At 71.2% G+C, this 21,674-nt stretch carries 21 protein-coding genes and 1 tRNA gene; 21 read left to right on the forward strand and 1 reads right to left on the reverse strand.

Annotated elements, in window-relative coordinates:
• The first annotated feature begins 5 nt into the window (after nucleotides 1-5).
• From yjfF to ABZW11_RS05600, 18 genes are all read left to right on the forward strand, one after another.
• A complete protein-coding gene (gene yjfF, locus ABZW11_RS05515; RefSeq protein WP_355413529.1) occupies nucleotides 6-992 on the forward strand; it encodes a galactofuranose ABC transporter, permease protein YjfF in 987 nt (328 codons plus the stop codon).
• A 274-nt stretch (nucleotides 993-1,266) separates the two neighbouring features.
• Nucleotides 1,267-2,376 (forward strand): multiple monosaccharide ABC transporter substrate-binding protein, encoded by a 1,110-nt coding sequence (gene chvE / locus ABZW11_RS05520; protein WP_355412947.1) that lies wholly within the window; start codon nucleotides 1,267-1,269, stop codon nucleotides 2,374-2,376.
• A 60-nt stretch (nucleotides 2,377-2,436) separates the two neighbouring features.
• Nucleotides 2,437-3,966, forward strand: coding sequence for a multiple monosaccharide ABC transporter ATP-binding protein (gene mmsA / locus ABZW11_RS05525; RefSeq protein WP_355412949.1), 1,530 nt, complete (start codon nucleotides 2,437-2,439; stop codon nucleotides 3,964-3,966).
• Between the two features lie 5 nt (nucleotides 3,967-3,971).
• The gene (gene mmsB, locus ABZW11_RS05530) at nucleotides 3,972-5,234 is read left to right on the forward strand and encodes a multiple monosaccharide ABC transporter permease (RefSeq protein ID WP_355412951.1); all 1,263 of its coding nucleotides are present in this window, start codon (nucleotides 3,972-3,974) and stop codon (nucleotides 5,232-5,234) included.
• Between the two features lie 80 nt (nucleotides 5,235-5,314).
• Nucleotides 5,315-6,328: a LacI family DNA-binding transcriptional regulator gene (locus tag ABZW11_RS05535; protein ID WP_355412953.1), complete on the forward strand. Its 1,014-nt coding sequence runs from the start codon at nucleotides 5,315-5,317 to the stop codon at nucleotides 6,326-6,328.
• Nucleotides 6,329-6,365: 37 nt separating this feature from the next.
• Nucleotides 6,366-8,003, forward strand: coding sequence for a ribulokinase (araB, locus tag ABZW11_RS05540; RefSeq protein WP_355412955.1), 1,638 nt, complete (start codon nucleotides 6,366-6,368; stop codon nucleotides 8,001-8,003).
• Nucleotides 8,000-8,671: an L-ribulose-5-phosphate 4-epimerase gene (locus tag ABZW11_RS05545; protein ID WP_345387859.1), complete on the forward strand. Its 672-nt coding sequence runs from the start codon at nucleotides 8,000-8,002 to the stop codon at nucleotides 8,669-8,671. The genes araB and ABZW11_RS05545 overlap by 4 nt, the downstream gene beginning before the upstream one ends.
• Complete coding sequence (gene araA, locus ABZW11_RS05550; RefSeq protein WP_355412957.1) at nucleotides 8,668-10,128, forward strand: L-arabinose isomerase; 1,461 nt, start codon at nucleotides 8,668-8,670, stop codon at nucleotides 10,126-10,128. Before ABZW11_RS05545 ends, araA begins: the two co-directional genes overlap by 4 nt.
• Nucleotides 10,129-10,220: 92 nt before the next feature.
• The gene (locus ABZW11_RS05555) at nucleotides 10,221-11,429 is read left to right on the forward strand and encodes an FAD-binding protein (RefSeq protein WP_355412960.1); all 1,209 of its coding nucleotides are present in this window, start codon (nucleotides 10,221-10,223) and stop codon (nucleotides 11,427-11,429) included.
• An 89-nt stretch (nucleotides 11,430-11,518) separates the two neighbouring features.
• Nucleotides 11,519-11,815: an LLM class flavin-dependent oxidoreductase gene (locus tag ABZW11_RS05560; protein ID WP_355412962.1), complete on the forward strand. Its 297-nt coding sequence runs from the start codon at nucleotides 11,519-11,521 to the stop codon at nucleotides 11,813-11,815.
• A gap of 36 nt (nucleotides 11,816-11,851) precedes the next feature.
• The gene (locus ABZW11_RS05565; protein ID WP_355412964.1) at nucleotides 11,852-12,244 is read left to right on the forward strand and encodes a DUF3224 domain-containing protein; all 393 of its coding nucleotides are present in this window, start codon (nucleotides 11,852-11,854) and stop codon (nucleotides 12,242-12,244) included.
• 51 nt (nucleotides 12,245-12,295) lie between these two features.
• Nucleotides 12,296-13,381: a class I SAM-dependent methyltransferase gene (locus tag ABZW11_RS05570; RefSeq protein ID WP_355412967.1), complete on the forward strand. Its 1,086-nt coding sequence runs from the start codon at nucleotides 12,296-12,298 to the stop codon at nucleotides 13,379-13,381.
• Between the two features lie 74 nt (nucleotides 13,382-13,455).
• A complete protein-coding gene (locus ABZW11_RS05575; RefSeq protein WP_355412969.1) occupies nucleotides 13,456-14,475 on the forward strand; it encodes a 3-oxoacyl-[acyl-carrier-protein] synthase III C-terminal domain-containing protein in 1,020 nt (339 codons plus the stop codon).
• Nucleotides 14,472-14,975 carry an isoprenylcysteine carboxylmethyltransferase family protein gene (locus ABZW11_RS05580; RefSeq protein WP_355412971.1) on the forward strand — a complete coding sequence of 168 codons (504 nt, stop codon included), beginning with the start codon at nucleotides 14,472-14,474 and terminating at the stop codon, nucleotides 14,973-14,975. Before ABZW11_RS05575 ends, ABZW11_RS05580 begins: the two co-directional genes overlap by 4 nt.
• Nucleotides 14,976-14,980: 5 nt before the next feature.
• Nucleotides 14,981-15,526, forward strand: a complete 546-nt coding sequence (locus ABZW11_RS05585) for a TIGR03086 family metal-binding protein (protein WP_355412973.1) — start codon at nucleotides 14,981-14,983, stop codon at nucleotides 15,524-15,526.
• A gap of 120 nt (nucleotides 15,527-15,646) precedes the next feature.
• Nucleotides 15,647-17,128, forward strand: coding sequence for a von Willebrand factor type A domain-containing protein (locus ABZW11_RS05590; RefSeq protein WP_355412975.1), 1,482 nt, complete (start codon nucleotides 15,647-15,649; stop codon nucleotides 17,126-17,128).
• Nucleotides 17,129-17,217: 89 nt separating this feature from the next.
• Nucleotides 17,218-17,290, forward strand: a tRNA-Ala gene (locus ABZW11_RS05595).
• Between the two features lie 185 nt (nucleotides 17,291-17,475).
• Nucleotides 17,476-17,658 carry a hypothetical protein gene (locus ABZW11_RS05600; RefSeq protein ID WP_355412977.1) on the forward strand — a complete coding sequence of 61 codons (183 nt, stop codon included), beginning with the start codon at nucleotides 17,476-17,478 and terminating at the stop codon, nucleotides 17,656-17,658.
• 97 nt (nucleotides 17,659-17,755) lie between these two features.
• Here ABZW11_RS05600 and ABZW11_RS05605 read toward each other — a convergent pair whose 3' ends face one another.
• Complete coding sequence (locus tag ABZW11_RS05605) at nucleotides 17,756-18,706, reverse strand: helix-turn-helix domain-containing protein (RefSeq protein ID WP_355412979.1); 951 nt, start codon at nucleotides 18,704-18,706, stop codon at nucleotides 17,756-17,758.
• Nucleotides 18,707-18,777: 71 nt separating this feature from the next.
• On the opposite strand from ABZW11_RS05605, the gene ABZW11_RS05610 reads away from it, so the two are divergent.
• The 3 genes from ABZW11_RS05610 (at nucleotide 18,778) to ABZW11_RS05620 (ending at nucleotide 21,659) form a co-directional block, all read left to right on the forward strand.
• A complete protein-coding gene (locus ABZW11_RS05610; protein ID WP_355412981.1) occupies nucleotides 18,778-20,046 on the forward strand; it encodes an MFS transporter in 1,269 nt (422 codons plus the stop codon).
• Nucleotides 20,043-20,702: a peptidyl-tRNA hydrolase gene (locus ABZW11_RS05615; RefSeq protein WP_355412983.1), complete on the forward strand. Its 660-nt coding sequence runs from the start codon at nucleotides 20,043-20,045 to the stop codon at nucleotides 20,700-20,702. Before ABZW11_RS05610 ends, ABZW11_RS05615 begins: the two co-directional genes overlap by 4 nt.
• A gap of 186 nt (nucleotides 20,703-20,888) precedes the next feature.
• On the forward strand, nucleotides 20,889-21,659 hold the full coding sequence (locus ABZW11_RS05620; RefSeq protein ID WP_355412985.1) for a hypothetical protein: 771 nt from the start codon (nucleotides 20,889-20,891) through the stop codon (nucleotides 21,657-21,659).
• Nucleotides 21,660-21,674: the final 15 nt, after the last annotated feature.

A 21,674-nucleotide genomic window follows, 5' to 3' on the forward strand; every position in this document is an offset into this window, starting at 1 on the left:
GCACGATGAGCGGGACGGCGGCGCTCGGGCGGGTGCCGGTGCCGGCGAAGTATCTGCCGGTCCTGGTGACCGGCTGCCTGTTCGTGGCCATGTTCGTGGCGGGCGGGATCCGCTACGAAGGGTTCGCGCACGGGCAGGTCATCCTGAACGTCTTCATCGACAACGCGTTCCTGCTGGTGGTGGCGGTAGGGATGACGTTCGTGATCCTGACGGGGGGCATCGACCTGTCGGTGGGGTCGGTGGTGGCGCTGTCGACGATGATCGCGGCCAGCCTCATGTCGGGGCCTGGGTGGCCGCCGTACCTCGTGGTGCCGCTGGTGCTGGCCATCGGGGCCGGGCTCGGGCTGGTGATGGGGTATATCGTGCACGCCTTCGACATCCAGCCGTTCATCGTGACCTTGGCGGGCATGTTCCTGGCGCGCGGGCTCTGCTACACGATCGGCACCGACTCGATCCCGATCAGGGACGCCACGTTCACGGCGTTCGCGCAGACCAGGGTCGACCTGTTCGCCGATCTGTGGATCTCGCCGAGCGTGGTGATCGCGGTCGTGGTGGTCGCGGTGGCGGCGTACGTGCTGCACTACACCCGCTTCGGCCGGTCGGTCTACGCGACGGGCGGCAACGCGCAGTCGGCGCTGCTCATGGGGCTGCCGGTGGGCCGGACGAAGATCATGGTCTACACGATCAGCGGGTTCTGCTCGGCGCTCGGCGGGGTGCTGCTGTCGTTCTACATGCTCTCCGGTTACGGCCTGCACGCGGTGGGCATGGAGCTGGACGCGATCGCGGCGGTGGTCATCGGCGGGACGCTGCTGACCGGCGGCACCGGGTTCCTGCTGGGGACCGTGCTCGGCGTGCTCGTGCTCGGCCTGATCCAGACCATCCTCAGCTTCGAGGGGACGCTGTCGTCGTGGTGGACGAAGATCGTCATCGGCATGTTGCTCTTCGTCTTCATCCTCCTGCAGCGGCTGTTCTCCGTACGAACACGGAGGTGAGGAGGGGGTAACCGTAAAGAAACCTGCCCAATCGGCTGGCCGGACAGGCGTCGTGCCTGGTCAGGCTGAAGATCGGGAAGCCCGAGCATCCGACTGGAAAGTTACCGACAGGTTATGCTCCGGCGTTGACATAGTCGTTGTTAGCGATAACAATCGGGGCGAAGCAGGTGTGAACTTTGTTCTGATTCGTCACGTTCGGTGGCTGAATCTCCTCACTTTACCCGGCAGCAGCCGCGTTCCAGCGCTGCCGCGACCCCTATGGAAAGGGACACTCATGAGGTTGGGACGAATCGGGGGCGTGGTGTCGGCCATCGCGCTCGCCGCGACCATGACGGCGTGCGGATCAAGCACGAAGACCGTCGACGCCGAAGCCTCCGCATCGGCCGCGGCAGGCAACGCCGGCGCCCTGATCGGCGTCACGATGCCCACCAAGTCCTCCGAGCGCTGGATCCATGACGGCGACAACGTCAAGAAGCAGCTCGAGCAGCTCGGCTACAAGGTCGACCTCCAGTACGCCGAGAACGACATCCCGACGCAGGCCAACCAGATCGAGAACCAGATCACCAAGGGCGCCAAGCTTCTGATCATCGCCTCGATCGACGGCACCGCCATCACCTCCCAGCTGCAGCAGGCCGCCGACGCGAAGATCCCGGTCATCGCCTACGACCGGCTGATCCGCAACAGCCCCAACGTCGACTACTACGCCACCTTCGACAACTTCAAGGTCGGCGTGCAGCAGGCGACGTCCCTGCTCAAGGGCCTCGGCGTCGAGGACGGCAAGAAGGGCCCGTTCAACGTCGAGCTGTTCGGCGGCTCGCCCGACGACAACAACGCCACGTTCTTCTGGAACGGCGCCATGTCGGTGCTCCAGCCGAAGATCGACGACGGCACCCTGGTGATCAAGAGCGGCCAGACCGACTTCAAGCAGGCCGCCATCCTGCGGTGGGACCCCGCCACGGCGCAGAAGCGCATGGAGGACATCATCACCAAGACCTACACCGGCTCCACCAAGGTCGACGGCGTGCTGTCCCCCTACGACGGCCTGTCCATCGGCATCCTGTCGGCGCTGAAGAGCTCCGGCTACGGCAAGCCGTACCCGATCGTGACCGGCCAGGACGCCGAGCTCCAGTCGGTGAAGTCGATCATCGCCGACGAGCAGTACTCCACGATCTTCAAGGACACCCGTAAGCTCGCCGAGCAGACGGTGAAGATGGCCGACGCCGTGCTCAAGGGCCAGCAGCCCGAGGTGAACAACACCAAGGACTACGACAACGGCAACAAGGTCGTGCCCTCGTACCTGCTCGACCCGGTGATCGTCGACAAGAGCAACTACAAGGACGTCATCGTCGGCGGCAACTACTACACCGAGGACCAGCTCAAGTAAGGGACCGTGCCCCTGGGGGGACGACCGTTCCCAGGGGCTCTCCCTGAACGCGAGGGGCATATGACCGAGCACATCTTGCGGATGAGCGGGATCACCAAGACGTTCCCCGGCGTCAAAGCGCTCCAGGACGTCAACCTGTCGGTGCGGCACGGCGAGATCCACGCCATCTGCGGCGAGAACGGCGCAGGGAAGTCGACGCTGATGAAGGTCCTGTCCGGGGTCTACCCGCACGGGGACTACGAGGGCGAGATCTTCTTCGAGGGGCGGCGCTGCGAGTTCGGCGGCATCCGCGACAGCGAGCACGCCGGCATCGTCATCATCCACCAGGAGCTGGCGCTCAGCCCGCAGCTGTCGATCGCCGAGAACATCTTCCTCGGCAACGAGCGCGCCAGCCGCGGCTTCATCGACTGGAACCGCACCAACTACGAGGCCGCCGAGCTGATGAAGCGGGTCGGCCTGCGGGAGAACCCGACGACGCCGATCTCCGACATCGGCGTGGGCAAGCAGCAGCTCGTCGAGATCGCCAAGGCGCTGTCGAAGAAGGTGAAGCTGCTCATCCTCGACGAGCCCACCGCGGCGCTCAACGACGACGACTCCGCGCACCTGCTCGACCTGCTGCGCGGGCTGCGCGACGAGGGCATCACCTGCGTGATCATCTCGCACAAGCTGAACGAGGTGACCGCGATCGCCGACGCCGTCACGATCATCCGCGACGGCCGCACGATCGAGACGCTGAACATGGCCACCGACGCCGTCACCGAGGACCGCATCATCGCGGGCATGGTCGGCCGGGCGCTGGACAACCGCTTCCCGCCGCACGAGCCGACGATCGGCGACGAGGCGCTGCGCATCGAGGACTGGACGGTGTTCAGCCCGAGCCAGCCGGACCGCAAGGTCGTCGACGGCGCCTCCCTGATGCTGCGGCGCGGCGAGATCGTCGGGCTGGCCGGGCTCATGGGCGCCGGCCGCACCGAGCTGGCGATGAGCCTGTTCGGGCGCACGTACGGAGTGCACATCTCCGGCAAGGTCTTCAAGGACGGCAAGCCGATCGAGATCCGCAACGTGCAGGATGCGATCAACCACGGCATCGCGTACGCCTCCGAGGACCGCAAGCGCTACGGGCTCAACCTCATCCAGGACATCAAGACCAACATCAGCGCCGCCGGGCTCAAGGGCCTGGCCAAGCGCGGCTGGGTGAACGAGAACGAGGAGTACCGGGTCGCCGAGGAGTTCCACAAGAGCATGAACATCAAGGCCCCGAGCGTCGGCAGCATCGTGGGCCAGCTCAGCGGCGGCAACCAGCAGAAGGTCGTGCTGTCCAAGTGGATCATGACCGAGCCGGACGTGCTCATCCTCGACGAGCCCACCCGGGGCATCGACGTCGGCGCCAAGTACGAGATCTACACGATCATCAACCGGCTCGCCGACGAGGGCAAGGCCGTGCTCGTGATCTCCTCTGAGCTGCCCGAGCTGCTCGGCCTGTGCGACCGCATCTACGCACTCTCCGAAGGACGCATCACCGGCGAGGTACCCCGCCAGGAGGCCACCCAGGAAAGCCTCATGTATCTCATGACCAAGGGACAGGAGTAGCTCCCATGAGCAGCATCACGCCCACCGGCCTGCGTGAGGCCGGCGCCGCGGGCGACGGAGGAGCGCCCAAGCAGCCGGGCCGGGTGTCGCTCGGCGGCATATCGCTCAACCTGCGCTCCAGCGGCATCTACATCGCCTTCGCACTGATCGTCGTGCTGTTCTCGGTGCTCACCGACGGCGCGCTGCTCACGCCGCAGAACATCTCCAACATCATCGTCCAGAACTCCTACGTCCTGATCCTCGCGATCGGGATGATCCTGATCATCATCGCCGGGCACATCGACCTGTCGGTCGGCTCGGTGGTGGCGGTCACGGGAGCGCTGGCCGCGGTGCTGATGGTCAACATGGGCTGGCCGTGGCCGCTGGCCCTGCTCGCCACGCTGGTGGCGGGCGCGCTGATCGGCGCGTGGCAGGGCTACTGGATCGCGTACTTCGGCATCCCGGCGTTCATCGTGACGCTGGCCGGCATGCTGCTGTTCCGCGCGCTGACGCTGACCGTGCTCGGCAACCAGGGCATCGGGCCGTTCCCCGACCAGGTCCGTACGCTGGCCAACGGCTTCACCGACGGCTACCTCGGCAACATCGGCCTCGGCCCGCTCGGCGGCGCCGACCTGTTCAGCCTGCTCATCGGCGTCGTCGCGATCGCCGGCATGTTCACCGCCCAGTGGCGGGCCCGCGCGGCGCGCAAGGGGTACGGCCAGTCGGTCGAGCCCATGGCGCTGTTCGCGCTGAAGCTGGCGGCCGGGACCGCGCTGATCCTGTTCCTGGTCGTGCAGCTGGCCAGGTTCAAGAACCTGCCGTGGGTGCTGGTGCTGCTGGCGATCCTCGTGCTGGCGTACTCGCTGATGGCCAACCGCACGGTCTTCGGCCGGCAGATCTACGCCATCGGCGGCAACCTGCAGGCCGCGATCATGTCCGGCGTGAAGGTCAAGTCGGTCGTGTTCTGGATCTTCGTGAACATGGGCGTGCTGTCGGCCATCGCCGGCATCATCTTCGCCGGCCGGCTCAACCAGGCGGGCCCGACCGCGGGCAACAGCTTCGAGCTGGACGCGATCGCCGCGGCGTTCATCGGCGGCGCGGCCGTGCAGGGCGGCGTCGGCAAGGTGGTCGGCGCGATCACCGGCGGTCTCATCATGGCCGTCATCAACAACGGCATGTCGCTGATCGGCTCCCCGAGCGAGCGGGTCATGCTCGTCAAGGGTGCGGTGCTGCTGGCCGCCGTCGCGTTCGACGTGTGGACCAAGCGCAGGGCGGGCGCCGGCCGCTGACGGCTCGGGGGAGCCCGTGGCACCAAGATCCGGTACCCGGGCTCCCCTGAGTAAGATCCCCCAGAGCGAAAGGAGAGACCGTGACGACACCGAAGCGTCGCCTGCCGGTCATGGCCGACGTGGCCAAGGAGGCGGGGGTGTCGCATCAGACGGTCTCCCGGGTGCTCAACGACCACCCCAACGTCAGGCCCGACACCCGCGCGCGGGTGGAGGAGGCGATCAGCCGGCTCGGCTACCGCCGTAACCTCGTCGCCCGCGCCCTGGTCACCAAGCGCTCGCGCACCCTGGGCGTGGTCAGCTTCGACACCACCCTGTACGGCCCGGCCAGCACGATCTACGGCATCGAGCAGGCGGCGCGGACGGCCGGCTACTTCGTCAGCATCGTCAGCCTGAAGTCGCTCGACACCGCCAGCGTCCGCGACGCCATCGGCTACCTGGCCGAGCAGGGCGTGGACGGCGTCGTGGTGGTGGCGCCGCAGCGCTCGGCCGGCCGCGCCCTGGAGAGCCTGCCCCCTGGCATGCCGGCCGTCGCGGTCGAAGGCACCCACAGCGCCGACGTGTCGGTGGTCTGCATCGACCAGGCGGAGGGGGCCAGGCTCGCCACCCGTCACCTGCTCGACCAGGGTCATGAGACGGTCTGGCACGTCAGCGGCCCGCACGACTGGCTGGAGACCGAGGGCCGCCTCGAGGGCTGGCGCTCGGCGCTGGAGGAGGCGGGCAGGCCGGTGCCCGAGCCGCTGGCCGGCGACTGGAGCCCGCGCGCCGGCTACGAGGCGGGCAAGAGCCTGGCCGCGATGGACGGTGTCACCGCCGTCTTCGCGGCCAACGACCAGATGGCGCTCGGCGTGCTGCGCGCCCTGTCCGAGAAGGGAGTGCGGGTGCCCGACCAGATGAGCGTGGTCGGCTTCGACGACATCCCCGAGTCGGAGTTCTTCTCGCCGCCGCTCACCACGGTCAGGCAGGACTTCGACGTGGTGGGCCGGCACTGCATCGAGGTGCTGCTGCGGCAGATCGACGTGGGCCCGACCGCGTTCGAGCGCCTGGTCGTGCGGCCGAGCTTCGTGGTGCGGGCCAGCACCGCCCCTGTCCGGTAGATGATGGGCATGCCCCCGGAAACCCCTGGAGTTCAATGTGAACGCTAACAAGTACGTCGTCGGAGTCGACTTCGGCACGCTCTCAGGGCGCGCCGTCGTCGTACGCGTGAGCGACGGCGCCGAGCTGGGCAGCGCCGTCCACGAGTACGCCCACCGCGTCATCGAGCACACCCTGCCCGGCACCGACGTGCGCCTCGGCCCCGACTGGGCGCTGCAGTCGCCGCAGGACTGGATCGACGTCATCAAGATCGCGGTCCCGCGGGCCATCGCCGCGGCGGGCGTGCCGGCCGCCGACGTCGTCGGCATCGGCACCGACTTCACCGCCTGCACCGTCCTGCCGACCACGGCCGACGGCACGCCGCTGTGCGTCGAGACGCCGGACGAGCCGCACGCCTGGCCCAAGCTGTGGAAGCACCACGCCGCCCAGCCGCACGCCGACCGCATCAACGAGCTGGCCGCGCGCCGCGGCGAGAGCTGGCTGCCCCGCTACGGCGGCAAGATCTCCTCCGAGTGGGAGTTCGCCAAGGCGCTGCAGCTGCTGGAGGAGGCCCCCGAGGTCTACGCCAGGACCGAGCGCTGGATCGAGGCCGCCGACTGGATCATCTGGCAGCTGACCGGCGTCGAGAGCCGCAACATCTGCACCGTCGGCTACAAGGGCGTCTTCCAGGACGGCAGCTACCCGTCGCGGGAGTTCTTGGCCGAGCTGAACCCCGGCTTCGCCGACTTCACCGCCAAGCTCGCCACCGGGCGGGTCGGCGACGACGTGGGCGGCGTCACGCTGGCTCCGCTGGGCGGCCTGGCCGGCCGGCTGACCGCGCGGGCCGCCGAGTGGACCGGCCTCCCCGAGGGCGCCGCCGTGGCCGTCGGCAACGTGGACGCCCACGTCACCGCAGCCGCCGCCGACGCCGTGCGGCCCGGCCAGATGGTCGCCATCATGGGCACCTCCACCTGCCACATCATGCCCAGCGACCGGCTGGCCGAGGTGCCCGGCATGTGCGGCGTCGTCCAGGACGGCATCGTGCCGGGGCTGTGGGGCTACGAGGCCGGGCAGTCCGCGGTCGGCGACATCTTCGGCTGGTTCGTGGACTCCTTCGGGACCGAGGGCCACGACGAGCTCACCGCGCTCGCCGAGAAGCAGGCCGTCGGCCAGCACGGGCTGGTCGCGCTCGACTGGTTCGGCGGCAACCGCTCGGTGCTGGTCGACCACAACCTGTCCGGCGTCATCGTCGGCCAGACCCTGGCCACCCGGCCCGAGGACGTCTACCGGGCGCTCATCGAGTCCACCGCGTACGGGGCCAGGATGATCGTCGAGACGTTCGAGCGGTCGGGCGTGCCGGTCGAGGAGTTCGTGGTGGCCGGCGGGCTGCTCAAGAACCCCTTCCTCATGCAGGTCTACGCCGACGTGCTGCGCCGCCCGCTGTCGGTCATCGGCTCCGACCAGGGGCCCGCGCTCGGCTCGGCCATCCACGCCGCCGTCGCCGCCGGCGCCTACCCCTCCATCGAGGAGGCCGCCGCGGCGATGGGTAAGCGCACCGAGCGGGCGTACGAGCCCGACCCGGCCCGCGCCGACGCCTACGACCGGCTCTACGCCGAATACCGCAGGCTGCACGACTTCTTCGCCGACGGACGGATGCTGCACACGCTGCGCGCGATCAGGAACGAGGCAAGCGCATGACCACCCCCGATCTGACCACCCTCCGCAGGACCGTCGCGGACCTGCACGCCGAGCTGGTCCGTTACGACCTCGTGGTGTGGACGGCCGGCAACGTGTCGGGCCGCGTCCCCGGCGAGGACCTGTTCGTCATCAAGCCGTCGGGGGTCTCCTACGACGAGCTGACGCCGGAGAACATGGTCGTCTGCGACCTCGACGGCAACCTGGTCGAGGGCGAGCACTCGCCGTCCAGCGACACCGCCGCGCACGCGTACGTCTACCGCAACATGCCGGACGTGGGCGGCGTCGTGCACACCCACTCCACGTACGCCTCGGCCTGGGCCGCCCGCGGCGAGGCGATCCCGTGCGTGCTGACCGCGATGGCCGACGAGTTCGGCGGCGAGATCCCGGTGGGGCCGTTCGCGCTCATCGGCGACGACTCGATCGGCCAGGGCATCGTCGAGACGCTCAAGGGCCACCGCTCCAAGGCGGTGCTGATGCAGAACCACGGGGTGTTCAGCATCGGCAAGGACGCCAAGGCCGCCGTCAAGGCCGCCGTGATGTGCGAGGACGTGGCGCGTACGGTGCACGTGGCCCGCCAGCTCGGCGACCCGCTGCCCATCGCGCAGGACGACATCGACCGCCTGTACGACCGCTATCAGAACGTCTACGGACAGAGGAGCCCGCGTTGAAGATCTGGTTTCTGACCGGCAGCCAGGGACTGTACGGCGAGGACACGCTGCACCAGGTGGCCGAGCAGTCGCGGCGCATCGCCGAGCAGCTGCCCCTGCCGGTGGAGTGGAAGCCCGTCCTGACCGACGCGGCGGCCATCCGGCGCGTGATGCTTGAGGCCAACGCCGACGACGAGTGCGCCGGCGTGATCGCGTGGATGCACACGTTCTCCCCGGCCAAGATGTGGATCGCCGGGCTGGACGCGCTGCGCAAGCCGCTGCTGCACCTGCACACGCAGGCCAACGTCGAGCTGCCGTGGGCGAGCATCGACATGGACTTCATGAACCTCAACCAGGCCGCGCACGGCGACCGGGAGTTCGGGTTCATCCAGACGCGGCTGGGCGTGCCGCGCAAGACCGTGGCGGGGCACGTCAGCGACCCGGCCGTGGGGCAGCGCATCCTCGCCTGGCACCGGGCGGCGACGGGCCTGGCCGAGCTGCGCACGCTCAGGCTGGCCCGCTTCGGCGACAACATGCGCGACGTGGCGGTGACCGAGGGCGACAAGGTGGAGGCGCAGCTGCGCTTCGGCGTCTCGGTCAACACCTACGGGGTCAACGACCTGGTCGAGGCCGTGGACGCCGCCTCCGAGGCGGACGTGACGGCGCTGGTCAAGGAGTACGAGGAGCAGTACCGCGTCGCTCCCGAGCTGCTCGGCGAGCGCAACGACTCGCTGCGCTACGCGGCCAGGATCGAGCTGGGCCTGCGCGGCTTCCTGGAGGCGGGCGGCTTCAGGGCGTTCACCACGAACTTCGAGGACCTCGGCGGCCTGCGCCAGCTCCCCGGCCTGGCCGTGCAGCGGCTGATGGCCGACGGCTACGGCTTCGGCGGTGAGGGCGACTGGAAGACCTCGGTGCTGCTGCGTACGCTGAAGGCGATGACCGGCGGCCAGGGCGGCACGTCCTTCATGGAGGACTACACCTACGACATGACGCCGGGCGAGGAGCTCATCCTCGGCGCCCACATGCTGGAGGTGTGCCCGTCGATCGCGTCAGGCACGCCGTCGTGCGAGATCCACCCGCTCGGCATCGGCGACCGTGAGGACCCGGTGCGGCTGGTGTTCGACGCCGAGCCCGGCCCCGGCATCGTGGTGGGCCTGGCCGACATGGGCGACAGGTTCCGGCTGGTGGCCAACGAGATCGACGTGGTGGCGCCGCCGCAGCCGCTGCCCAAGCTGCCGGTGGCGCGCGCCGTGTGGCGCCCGCGGCCGAACCTGCGCACCTCCACCGAGTCGTGGCTGACCGCCGGCGCTCCGCACCACACCGTGCTGTCGCAGGCGGTGGGCCGTGAGGAGCTGACGGACCTGGCCGAGATGCTGGGCGTGGAGCTGGTGATCATCGACGCCGGCACCACGACCGAGCGCTTCGCCAAGGAGCTGCGCTGGAACCAGGCGTACTACCGGCTGGCTCAGGGTCTCTGATCGTCCGCGAGTTCCCGTGCCGCGAGCGGCCGCGCGGGAACTCGCGGCACCCGCCGTGACCTGGTGGGAAGGGTTGTGGGAAGGTGAAGCGCGTGACGCTGACCAATTGGGCGGGAAACACCACATTCCACGCTAAAGAAGTCCATCATCCGACGTCCCTCGACGAGCTGCGGCGGCTCGTCGCGGGCAGCAGCAGCGTACGGGCGCTCGGCAGCGGCCACTCCTTCAACCACGTCGCCGACACCGCCGGCGACCTGGTCGTGCTGGACCGCATGCCCGAGCTCGTGGAGATCGACAGCGCCGCCGCCAAGGTGCGCGTCGGCGCCCGCACCACCTACGCCAGGCTCGCGCCGCTGCTGCACCAGGCCGGGTTCGCGCTGGCGAACATGGCCTCGCTGCCGCACATCTCCGTCGCGGGCTCGGTCGCGACCGGCACCCACGGCTCCGGCGTCACCCAGCCGGGCCTGGCCGCCGCCGTCTCCTCGATCGACCTGGTCACCGCCGACGGCTCCGCGCTGACGCTCTCGCGCGGCGACGCCGACTTCGCCGGCGCCGTGGTCTCGCTCGGCGCGCTCGGCGTCGTCACCTCGCTCACGCTCGACCTGGTGCCCGCCTTCGAGCTGCGCCAGTACGTCCGCGAGGGCCTGACCCAGGACGCGCTCGCCGACTTCGAGGCCATCATGGCGAGCGGCTACAGCGTGAGCCTGTTCACCGACTTCCGCGACACCCGCGTCTGGCTCAAGCGCGAGGACGAGCTGACCAGCCCCGACTGGTACGGCACCACCCCCGCCGACGGCCCCCGCCACCCGCTGCCCATGATGCCGGCCGACACCTGCACCGGCCAGCTCGGCGTCCCGGGCCCCTGGTACGACCGGCTGCCGCACTTCCGCGCCGACTCCCCGCCCAGCGGCGCGGGCGACGAGCTGCAGTCGGAGCTGCTGCTGCCCAGGGAGCACGCGGTCAAGGCGCTGCGCGAGCTGTTCGCGATCGGCGAGCGCATCCGCCCGGCCCTGCAGATCTCCGAGATCCGCACGATCGCCGCCGACGACCTGTGGCTGAGCCCCTTCAGCGGCCGCGACACCGTCGGCATCCACTTCACCTGGGTCAGGGACGTCGCCACCGTCATGCCCGTGCTGGAGCTGGTGGAGGAGACGCTGGCGCCGTTCGACCCGCGGCCGCACTGGGGCAAGCTGTTCACCCGGTTCCCCGAGTGCCCAGAGCGGTTCCGGTCGCTGGTGCACCGGCTCGACCCCGCGGGCAAGTTCGGCAACGCGTTCACCCGCGTACTGCTGGGGGAGTAGTGCGGCGGCGGGAGCTGCGCTCCCTGACGTAGCCGGGCGCGGGTCCCGCAGAGGATGTGCCGGGGCCCGCCCTTCGGCGATCGTGAGGCATGACCGATCACCCGTTCAGGTTCGGCACGGTAGCCGGACGAGCTCCTGACGCCGGCGTGTGGACCGGCCTCGCCCGCCGGGCCGAGAGCCTGGGCTACGCGACCCTGCTGGCGCCCGACACGCTGGGGACGTTCTCGCCGTTCCCGGCCCTCGCCGCGGCGGCCGCGGCCACGACCAGCCTGCGCGTCGGCACGTACGTGCTGAGCCGCGACGCCCTCGGCGTCTCGTACGTCACGGTGAACGCCCAGTTCATGGACGCCTTCGCCCCGGTCGTGGAACGTCTCGCCGGTACCTGACACACCCTGACAGGTACGTCCGCCACGATGGCTCTCATGACAGCCGAAGGCACCTTCGACACCGCCAACTGGACCCCGCAGCCGCCCCTTCACGACCGCGACGGCGTCACGATCGGGCTCGTGACCCTCGACAAGACCTGGCACGGCGACCTGACCGGCACCAGCGTCGTCACCATGCTGGTGACCGGCACGCCGGTCGAGGAGTCGCGCTCGTACGTGGCGATGGAACGCATCGAGGGCGCCCTGCACGGCCGGCCGGGCTCGTTCGTGGTGCAGCACGACGCCGTGAGCGACGCCGGCGCCCAGTCGCTGCGCTGCCGGGTGGTGCCGGACTCGGCGACGGGCGAGCTGCGCGGCCTCAGGGGCGAGATCGCCATCTCCATCGCCCCCGACGGCACCCACTCCTACACGTTCGACCACACCCTCTGAGCGGTAAAACGGTGGCCGTGCGGGTGCCGCCCGTGAAACGGTCGAGTTCTGATGATCCAATGGACCGAGGCAGGACTCCGACGATCGGCGCCGTGGCGATCCGTGCTGGGTGCGCCGCCGCCCGCCCGGGTGGTGGTCGCCGACGACCGTACCAAGGCGGACACCGCGTACAAGCTGGCCTGTGAGGGCACCGCGCTGCTGTGGCAGGGCGACTTCCACAACGCGCGGCAGCTGCTGACGGCCATGGGGCGGCGCTGCAAGCCCGCCGCTCCCGGCAGCGGCTTCCACCGTCACCGGCAGGCCCAGACGCAGCGCGCCCGTACGCTCGGCATGCTGCTCATCCCCTACGACGCCGACCACGTGGTGCCGCTGCGGCGCGCCCCCGACGTACGCGAGGCGTGCGCCGCGGTGCACGGCCCGCACGCGCCGCCCGCGGTGGGCCCGCTGCGCGAGCTGCTCGGCCTGATCGGCGCCCACGAGTGGCGGGTCAAGGGCGTGCACGTGCCCGCGCTCGACGCCCGCATCCACCCGCACCACGGCGTCTTCTCCCCGATCAGGGGCGAGTACGTGGATCTGGTGGCCGAGGCGCCGCTGCCCGCCGACCGGCTGGCCTTCGACGTCGGCACCGGCACGGGCGTGCTCGCGGCCGTGCTGGCCAGGCGCGGGGTGCGCCGGGTGGTGGCCACCGACCTCGACGAGCGGGCCGTCGCCTGCGCCGGTGAGAACGTCGCCAGGCTGGGGCTGTCCGAGCGGGTCGAGGTGGTGCGGACCGACCTGTTCCCGCCGGGGCGGGCGCCGCTGATCGTCTGCAACCCGCCGTGGCTGCCCGCCAAGCCGGTCTCGCCGCTCGACCACGCCGTCTACGACCCGGGCGGGCGCATGCTGCAGGGGTTCCTCGACGGGCTGGCCGAGCACCTGGAGCCCGAGGGGGAGGGCTGGCTCGTGCTGTCTGACCTGGCCGAGCATCTGGGGCTGCGCAGCAGGGCGGAGCTGCTGGAGGCGTTCGAGCGGGCGGGCCTGCGGGTGGCCGGCCGGCTCGACGTGACGCCCCGCCACTCCCGCTCCCGCGACCCCGGCGATCCGCTGCACGCCGCCCGCGCCGCCGAGGTGACCTCGCTCTGGCGGCTCACCCGCTGACGGCCGTGCCGACCTGGCAGCCGGCAGGACGTGGCGGCATGTTAGGCGGGGCCTCTCCGCGGCAGGAGAGATATATGCATATTGCGGGAGTACAGACCGTTTTGCCCGAGCATCGCTACGGGCAAGCGGAGATCACCGAGGCGTTCTCCCGGCTGACCGACTGCGACGAGGAACTGCTCCGCCGGTTCCACACGGCCACCGGCGTCGAGGGCCGCAACCTCGCCCTGCCCCTCGCCGATTACGCCAAGCTCGACTCCTTCGCGCGCGCCAACGACGCCTACGTCGAGCGCGCGCTCGACCTCGGCGAGCAGGCACTCGCCGGCGCGCTGCGCAAGGCCGACATCCCTCCTGAAAAGGTCGATCACTTGCTGTTCTGCTCGACCACGGGGGTGTCCACACCGTCGCTCGACGCCAAGCTCGCCCAGCGCATGGGGCTGCGTCCCGACGTGAAACGCGTGCCGATCTTCGGGCTCGGCTGCGCGGCGGGCGCGTCCGGGCTGTCCCGCATGCACGACTATCTGCGCGGCTGGCCCGGCCACGTCGCCGTGCTGGTCTGCGTGGAGCTGTGCTCACTGACCATCCAGCGCGACGACACCTCGATCGCGAACCTGGTCGCGAGCGGCCTCTTCGGTGACGGCGCCGCCGCCGTCGTCGCGACGGGGCGCGGGCCGGGGCCCGAGGTGGTCGCCACCCGCAGCCGCCTCTACCCCGACACCGAGCACCTTATGGGCTGGGACGTCGGCGACCACGGCTTCCGCATCGTCCTGGACGCCGACCTGACCGAATTCGTGGAGCAGGTGCTCGCGGCCGACATCAAGGCGTTCCTCGCCGACTACGGCCTGACTCCCGAGCAGGTCGCCACCTGGATCTGCCACCCCGGCGGCCCCAAGGTCATCGACAGGATCGTCCAGACGCTCGGCCTGCAGCCCAAGGCGCTCGACGTCACCTGGCGGTCCCTGCGCGAGAACGGCAACCTCTCGTCGGTCTCCGTGCTCCACGTCCTCCAGGAGACCCGCGGCCGTCCAGGCACGCCCGCCGTGCTGATGGCGCTCGGACCCGGCTTCTCCGCCGAGTTGCTGCTGCTGCACTGGTGATCGCCTATCTCGTGCTGATCGGGCTGGTCGTCCTCGAACGGCTGGCCGAACTGGTCGTGGCCAAGCGCAACCTCGCCTGGGCCCGGGCGCAGGGCGGCGTCGAGTACGGCAGGGGGCACTACCCGTTCATCGTGCTCGCCCACGTGGCGCTGCTGGCCGCCGCGCCCGCCGAGGCGTGGCTGGCGCACCGGCCCTTCGTGCCCGCGCTCGGCTGGCCCATGCTGGCCGTCGTCGTCCTGGCCCAGGGGCTGCGCTGGTGGTGCATCCGCACGCTCGGCCGGCAGTGGAACACCCGCGTCGTCGTGGTGCCCGGGCTGCCGCTCGTGGACCGGGGACCGTACCGGTTCTTTCCCCACCCCAATTACGTGGCCGTGGTCGCGGAGGGGATCGCGCTGCCCCTGGTGCACAGCGCCTGGGTGACCGCCGTGGCGTTCACGGCGGTGAACGCGGCGCTGCTCGCAGTACGGGTCCGCGTGGAGAACCGTGCTCTGGCGAGCTGAACGCCATGAACGAACTGCTGATCATGATGCGCGAGGCCGCCGGACGTACCGCGGACCTCGTGGAGAGCCTGTCCGGCGACGAGCTCGCCCTGCCCACGCCCTGCTCCGACTACGACGTCAGGGAGCTGATCAACCACCTGGAGTGGGTCGCCGCCCTGTTCGAGTCGGTGGGCGCAGGCGGCGGGTTCCCGGCGCAGAAGGAGTACACCGGCGACTTCCGCGCGCGGGCCGAGCGCATGCTGGCCGTCTGGGAGCGTCCCGAGACCTGGGAGGGCGTGAGCCAGACCCTGGGCGGGCTGCCCAAGCCGGTGCCGGCCAACATGGCGCTGACCGACCTCGTGGCGCACGGCTGGGACCTCGCCAGGGCCACCGGCCGCGACTTCGAGGCGCCGGAGGCGACTGTGGAGGTGCTGCTGGAGTTCGCCGCGCGGCAGGCGCCCTTCGGGCGCGAGCGTGGCGTGTTCGGGGCGGAGGTGCCGGTGCCAGGCGACGCTCCCGCGCTCGACCGGTTCCTGGGCCTCATTGGACGGGACCCCGCCTGGAAGGCGTGAGCGCCTCACCGGTCTCACCCTTCACAGCGCATCACGTGATGATCGCGGTTTGTGCTCGCTTGCATCACCGACCCGGCCGGGACGAACGACATTTCGTCGTACGGCTCGGAGGTGTTGGAGATGAAATTTCGTCCTATGGCGGCGAGCATCGGCCTGATCGCGCTCCTCGGTCTGGCGGCCTGTGGCGGTGGCGGCGGCAACGCCACGAGCGCGGACAGGCCCGCCCCGGCCCGGCAGCCCGCCGTACCGGAATCGCAGCGCTCCGCCTCGCCCGCGCCCAGCGCAGGCGAGGAAGACGAGGAGACCACGACGGCGCAGATCTCCACGTTCGCCCTCGATGTGGACACCGCCTCGTACGGCTACGCCCGCCGCGCCCTCCAGGAGGGCCGCTGGCCGGCGCCCGGCGAGATCCGGCCGGAGGAGTGGGTCAACGCCTTCAGGCAGGACTACGCGCAACCGCCGGACGACGGCTTCACCGTGCACGTCGACGGTGCCAGGCGGCCCGGCCGCGACGAGGCCGTGATGCGGGTGGGCCTGCAGACCCGCGCCTCCGACCCCGCCGCGCGCCGGCCCGCGAACCTCACGTTCGTCGTGGACGTGTCCGGCTCGATGGCCGAGCCCGGCCGGCTCGACCTGGTGAAGGCGGCCTTGCACAAGCTGCTCGACCAGCTCGCGCCCGGTGACCAGGTCTCCATCGTGTCGTTCAGCGACGGCGCCGACGTGCTGGCCACGATGACGCCGCTGACCGCCAGGGACGAGCTGCGCGCCGCCGTGGACGAGCTGGAGATCGGCGGCGGCACCAACCTGGAGGCGGGCCTGGTCGCCGGCTACCAGGAGGCGGCCAAGGCGTTCCGCCCCGCCGCCACCAACCGCGTCATCGTGCTCTCCGACGGCCTGGCCAACCAGGGCGACACGCGCTGGCAGTCGCTGCTCGACCAGGTCAAGGACTACGCGGGCAAGCAGGTCACGCTGCTCACGGTCGGCGTGGGCCGCGAGTACGGCGACGAGCTGATGGAGCAGCTCGCCGACAACGGCGACGGCATGGCCGTGTACGTCAGCACCCAGGAGGAGGCCGACAAGCTGTTCACCACGCAGCTGCCCGCCACCATCGAGCTGCGCGCCCGCGACGCCAAGGCCCAGGTCGTCTTCAACCCGTCGGTCGTCGAGCGCCACCGCCTGATCGGCTACGAGAACCGGGAGCTGGCGGCGGAGGACTTCCGCGACGACGCCCGCGACGGCGGCGAGATCGGCCCGGGCCACTCCGTCACCGCCCTGTACGCGGTCGAGCTCAAGCCCGGCGCCCGCGGCCAGCTCGCCCAGGCCACCGTGCGCTGGCAGGACCCCGACACCAGGGAGGCGTCCGAGGCGAGCGGGACGCTGCGCTCCGGCGACCTGGCCGAGGGCCTGTGGGCGGACGCGCCGCCGCGGCTGCAGGTGGACGTGCTGGTGGCGGCGTTCGCGGTCTACCTGCGCGACAAGGAGGCGTTCGGCATGGACCTGCCGGAGCTCGCCGAGCAGGCGGGCCGTCTCGCGCCCGCGACCGAGGATCCGATGGTGTCCGAGCTGGCCACGCTCATCGAGAAGGCCAGGTCGGTCGCCTGACCCTTCCCGGGGCCCGCGCCTCGCGGCCCGGGCCCCGGAAAAGGCGTGCAGAGGGGGTCCCAAAGTCGGATACACTCGTACAGGCACGCGGGGCTATGGCGCAGTTGGTAGCGCGCCTCCATGGCATGGAGGAGGTCTGGGGTTCGAATCCCCATAGCTCCACACTTCGCGACAAGGCCGCTCCCGGGGTTCGGGAGCGGCCTTTTTTCATGCCGCGCCACCGTGACCGCCGCCCTGCAGGCCGGCGTCGCGCAGTGGCTGCGCGCCGACCCACCGGTCCCGCTGGTGCCGCTGCTGTGCTCCTGCCTGCGCGAGCTGGCCGGGGGACTGCCCGAGCCGCGCGGCCCGTGCTCCTCGACGCGACGGGCACGGCGCGCACCCGCCACGGCCGAGTGGACGTGCGGCCGAGCGACGGGCCCGACTCGGTGCTCGTGCGGCCCGACGGCTATGTGGCGTGGGCGGGCGTCCCCGACGGGACGCTGGAGGAGGCGCTGGAGACCTGGTTCGGCGAGTCGCTCGAGGCGGCCTGAGCTTCTGGGTGGGCAGCCAGGCGCCGATGTCGATGAGCTGCCGCATGCCCGACCCGGCGATGGTGCGGCCCGCGCGGGCCCTGCGGTGAGCGGGCGGTCAGGTACGGCGGAAGGTGCGGCGGTAGGCCAGGGGCGCGACGCCGACGGCCGCGTGCAGGTGCTGGCGCAGCGACACCGCCGTGCCGAACCCCGCCCGCCTGGCCACCTCCTCCACGCCGAGGTCGGTCGTCTCCAGCAGGTGCCTGGCGTGGCGGACCCGCTGGCCGGTCAGCCACTTGGCCGGGCTCTGCCCGGTCTCCTCGCGGAAGCGCCTGGTGAACGTGCGCACGCTCATCCTGGCGTGCCCGGCCAGCGCGGCCAGGTCGAGCGGGGCGTCGAGGTGGGCGAGCATGTAGTCGCGGGTGGCCGCCGTGCCGCCGCCGGGACCGTCGGGGAGCGGCCGGTCGATGTACTGCGCCTGGCCGCCGTCCCGCCACGGCGGCATCACGCACCTCCGGGCCGCGGTGTTGGCCACCTCGCTGCCGTGGTCGCGCCTGATCACGTGCAGCGCCAGGTCGAGACCGGCTGCCACGCCCGCCGAGGTCAGCACGTCGCCGTCGTCCACGAACAGGACGTCGGGGTCCAGCTTGACCTGCGGGAAGAATCGGGCGAACCGGGGCGCGTCGCGCCAGTGCGTGGTGGCGGGACGGCCGTCGAGCAGCCCGGCCGCCGCGATCACGAACGCGCCCGTGCAGATCGACATGACGCGGGGACGGCCCTGCAGGGCCTTGTGGAGCGCGCCGGAGATCGTGCCGTCGAGCAGCGCCGGGCCGCCGTGGATGCCCGGCACCACGACGGTGTCGGCGGTGCCGAGCACGTCGAGGTCGTGGTCGGGCAGGACGGCGTAGCCGGCCTCGCAGCGTACCGGCCTGCGCCCTTCCGAGCAGGTGACCACCTCGTACAGGCGCTCGCCCGACGGTGTGCGGGCCGCGCGGAAGACCTGGCCGGGCACGCCGAGGTCGAGCGGGGCGAAGTGGTCGAGCGCGACGACGACGATCCGATGGGGCATGGCCGGATTCTTGCACATATTGGCTTTCGGGCCACTCGTCGCCATGTGCCGGGATCGCTCAGGATGTGCGCATGACTGTGAGCACCACCCCCGCGAGCGGCCGGCGGTTGCACCGGGCCTGGTTCGTCGCGGCCGTCGCGTTCGTGGCCATCCTCGGGGCCGCCGGCTTCCGCGCCACGCCCGGTGTGCTGATCACCCCGCTGCAGGAGGAGTTCGGCTGGTCGGCGGGCACGATCTCGCTGGCCGTCTCGATCAACCTGGTGCTCTACGGGCTGATGGCCCCGTTCGCCGCCGCCCTCATGGACCGCTTCGGCATGCGCCGCGTGGTCGCCGCCGCCCTGGTGCTGATCGCCGCGGGCAGCGGGCTGACCGTGTTCATGACGGCGACGTGGCAGCTCCTGCTCTTCTGGGGCGTGCTGGTGGGGCTCGGCACGGGGTCGATGGCGCTGGTGTTCGCCGCGACGGTCGTGGATCGCTGGTTCGTCCGCCATCGAGGGCTGGTCACCGGCATACTCACGGCCGCCGGCGCGACCGGGCAGCTCGTCTTCCTGCCCGTGCTCGCGTGGCTCGCCGAGGGTCCTGGCTGGCGCTTCGCCTCGCTGACCGTGGCGGGGGCGGCGCTGGCCGTGGTGCCGTTCGTGTGGTGGCTGCTGCGCGACCGTCCCGAGGACGTCGGCACCACCGCGCTCGGCGCGGACCCCGCCGCCCCGCGTCCCGTGCCGCCCGCCACCGCCAACGCGGCCGTGCGCGCCGTCTCCGTGCTCGCGGCGGCGGCGCGGACGCGCCCGTTCTGGTTCCTCGCCGGCGGCTTCGCGATCTGCGGCGCCAGTACGAACGGCCTGGTCGGCACCCACTTCATCCCCGCCGCGCACGACCACGGCATGGCCGAGCCCGTCGCCGCGAGCCTGCTCGCCGTCATCGGCATCTTCGACATCGTCGGCACCGTCGCCTCCGGCTGGCTCAGCGACAGGGTCGATCCCAAGGTGCTGCTCGGCGTCTACTACGCGCTGCGCGGCCTGTCGCTGATGGTGCTGCCCGGCCTGTTCGCGGCCACGACCGAGCCCAGCATGCTCATCTTCATCGTCTTCTACGGCCTGGACTGGGTGGCGACCGTGCCGCCGACCGTCGCCCTGTGCCGGCGCGTCTACGGGGCGGACGGCGCCGTCGTGTTCGGCTGGGTGTTCGGCTCGCACCAGGTGGGCGCCGCCATCGCCGCCGTCGGCGCCGGACTGACCCGCGACCACCTGGGCGCCTACGACCTCGCCTGGTACGCCGCAGGCGCCCTCTGCCTCCTCGCCGCCGGCATGTCCCTGGCCATCGGGCATGCTAGAGGGCGATGAACGCCGAGCTGTACGTCCTGCCGCTGGTCGTCCGCATCGAGCGGACCACACCGCCCGAGCGCACCGACGCCCTGGAGGCCGCCGCCATGGCCGTGCTGAGCCTGCTGGCCGATCCCGGGGAGTGGGCCGCCGAGCTGCACGCCTGGCAGTCCACCGGGAAGATCCGCAAGGTGGTGCGCAGGGCCAGGGGCGCCGAGTGGCGCAGGGCCGTCGCGCTGCCCGGCCGTACGATCGAGCACCGCACCGCCGAAGTACGCCTCCACCCGCCCGTGCCTCTCGACGACTGGCCGCGCGACCTGGCCAGGCTCCAGGTCTCCGGCACGGACCTGACCGACACCGCCGCGCCCGGCCCCGCCGAGCCGCCGACGCTGTGGGAGAACCCGGCGCTGGAGATGTCCGCGGGCAAGGCCATGGCGCAGGCCGGGCACGCCGCGCAGCTCGCCTGGTGGGCCGGCGACGCCGGTGAGCGGGCGGCCTGGCGGGAGCGGGGGCTCGCGGTGACCGTCCGCACGGCGGCCGGTTCCTCCGACTTCTCGTCGATGGTCGCGGCAGGGCTGCCCGTGGTGCGCGACGCGGGGTTCACGGAGATCGAGCCTGGATCGTGCACGTTCGTGGCGGACGCGCCCTGGCTCGCCGGACGGGTCGCCCGCCCCTGATGGGGAGCCGTTCCGGGGCTCCAAGATTGCACTTCGGTAGCTTCGAGGACGCCATGCCGGGATATGTCGTACGCTCCCGTCGTGCTCCATGGGGAAGATGAGATCAAGGGGTCCCAAGTGGTTACGCCCGCGCGTCGCGGGATCCCGACATCTCCCCCCAAACGCTCCCGCATCGGTGATATTCGGATGCGGGTGGTGTACCGGGGGCTGGCCGTGGCCGCCGCCGTCGTGGCCGCGGCCGCGACGCTGGCCGTGGTGCTCCCGTCCGAGCCGGGCGAGGTCGCGGCGGGGCCGGTAACCGCGCCGCCGGCCGCACCGCCCTCGTCCGGCTCCGCACCTTCCTCCCCACCTACTGCCGCACCCACCCCCGTGGCGGCGCAGCAACGGGTGACGCCGCGTCCCGAAGGCTCGCTCGCACCCGGCTACACCGCCATGGAGGCCCTGTACGCCGACCCGCGCGTGCCCAAGCTCACCCGCTCCGTCAAGCGCATGGCCCTGCGCTCCCCGGGCCGCCGCTTCGTCAAGGACCGGCGCTCGGGGCTCGCGGTGCCCAGGCTGCCCCGGCCGTGGAAGGCGTACGGGGCGGCGCCGTTCACCACCAAGCAGGTGCTGCCCAAGCGGCGCGGCACCGCGCTGCGCGGCATCTTCGTCACCTGCCCGCTGCCGATCATGAGGCAGAAGTCCGCGCGCGACACGGCGCTGCTGGCCGCCCGCTGGACGCTCAACCACCACCCCGAGGGCTCCCGCATCACCTGGCTGGCCTCCCAGCCGGTCAAGCGCGGCTGGATGCTCGTCTACCGCGTCACGTACGGCAAGCGCACCTCCCGCGCGGCCGTCGTCGTGCTGGACGGGGGAATGAGCAAGCCGGGACTTGCGTTCGTCACAGTGCCGGACTCACAGCGCAAGCAGTGGCGTGACATCGGCCGCGTGGCCTCAGGGGTGCGTGTTCTAGGCTAGAAAGATCATGAAAGC

The sequence above is a fragment of the Nonomuraea sp. NPDC004580 genome (assembly GCF_040609855.1).
Classification (GTDB): Bacteria; Actinomycetota; Actinomycetes; order Streptosporangiales; family Streptosporangiaceae; genus Nonomuraea; species Nonomuraea salmonea.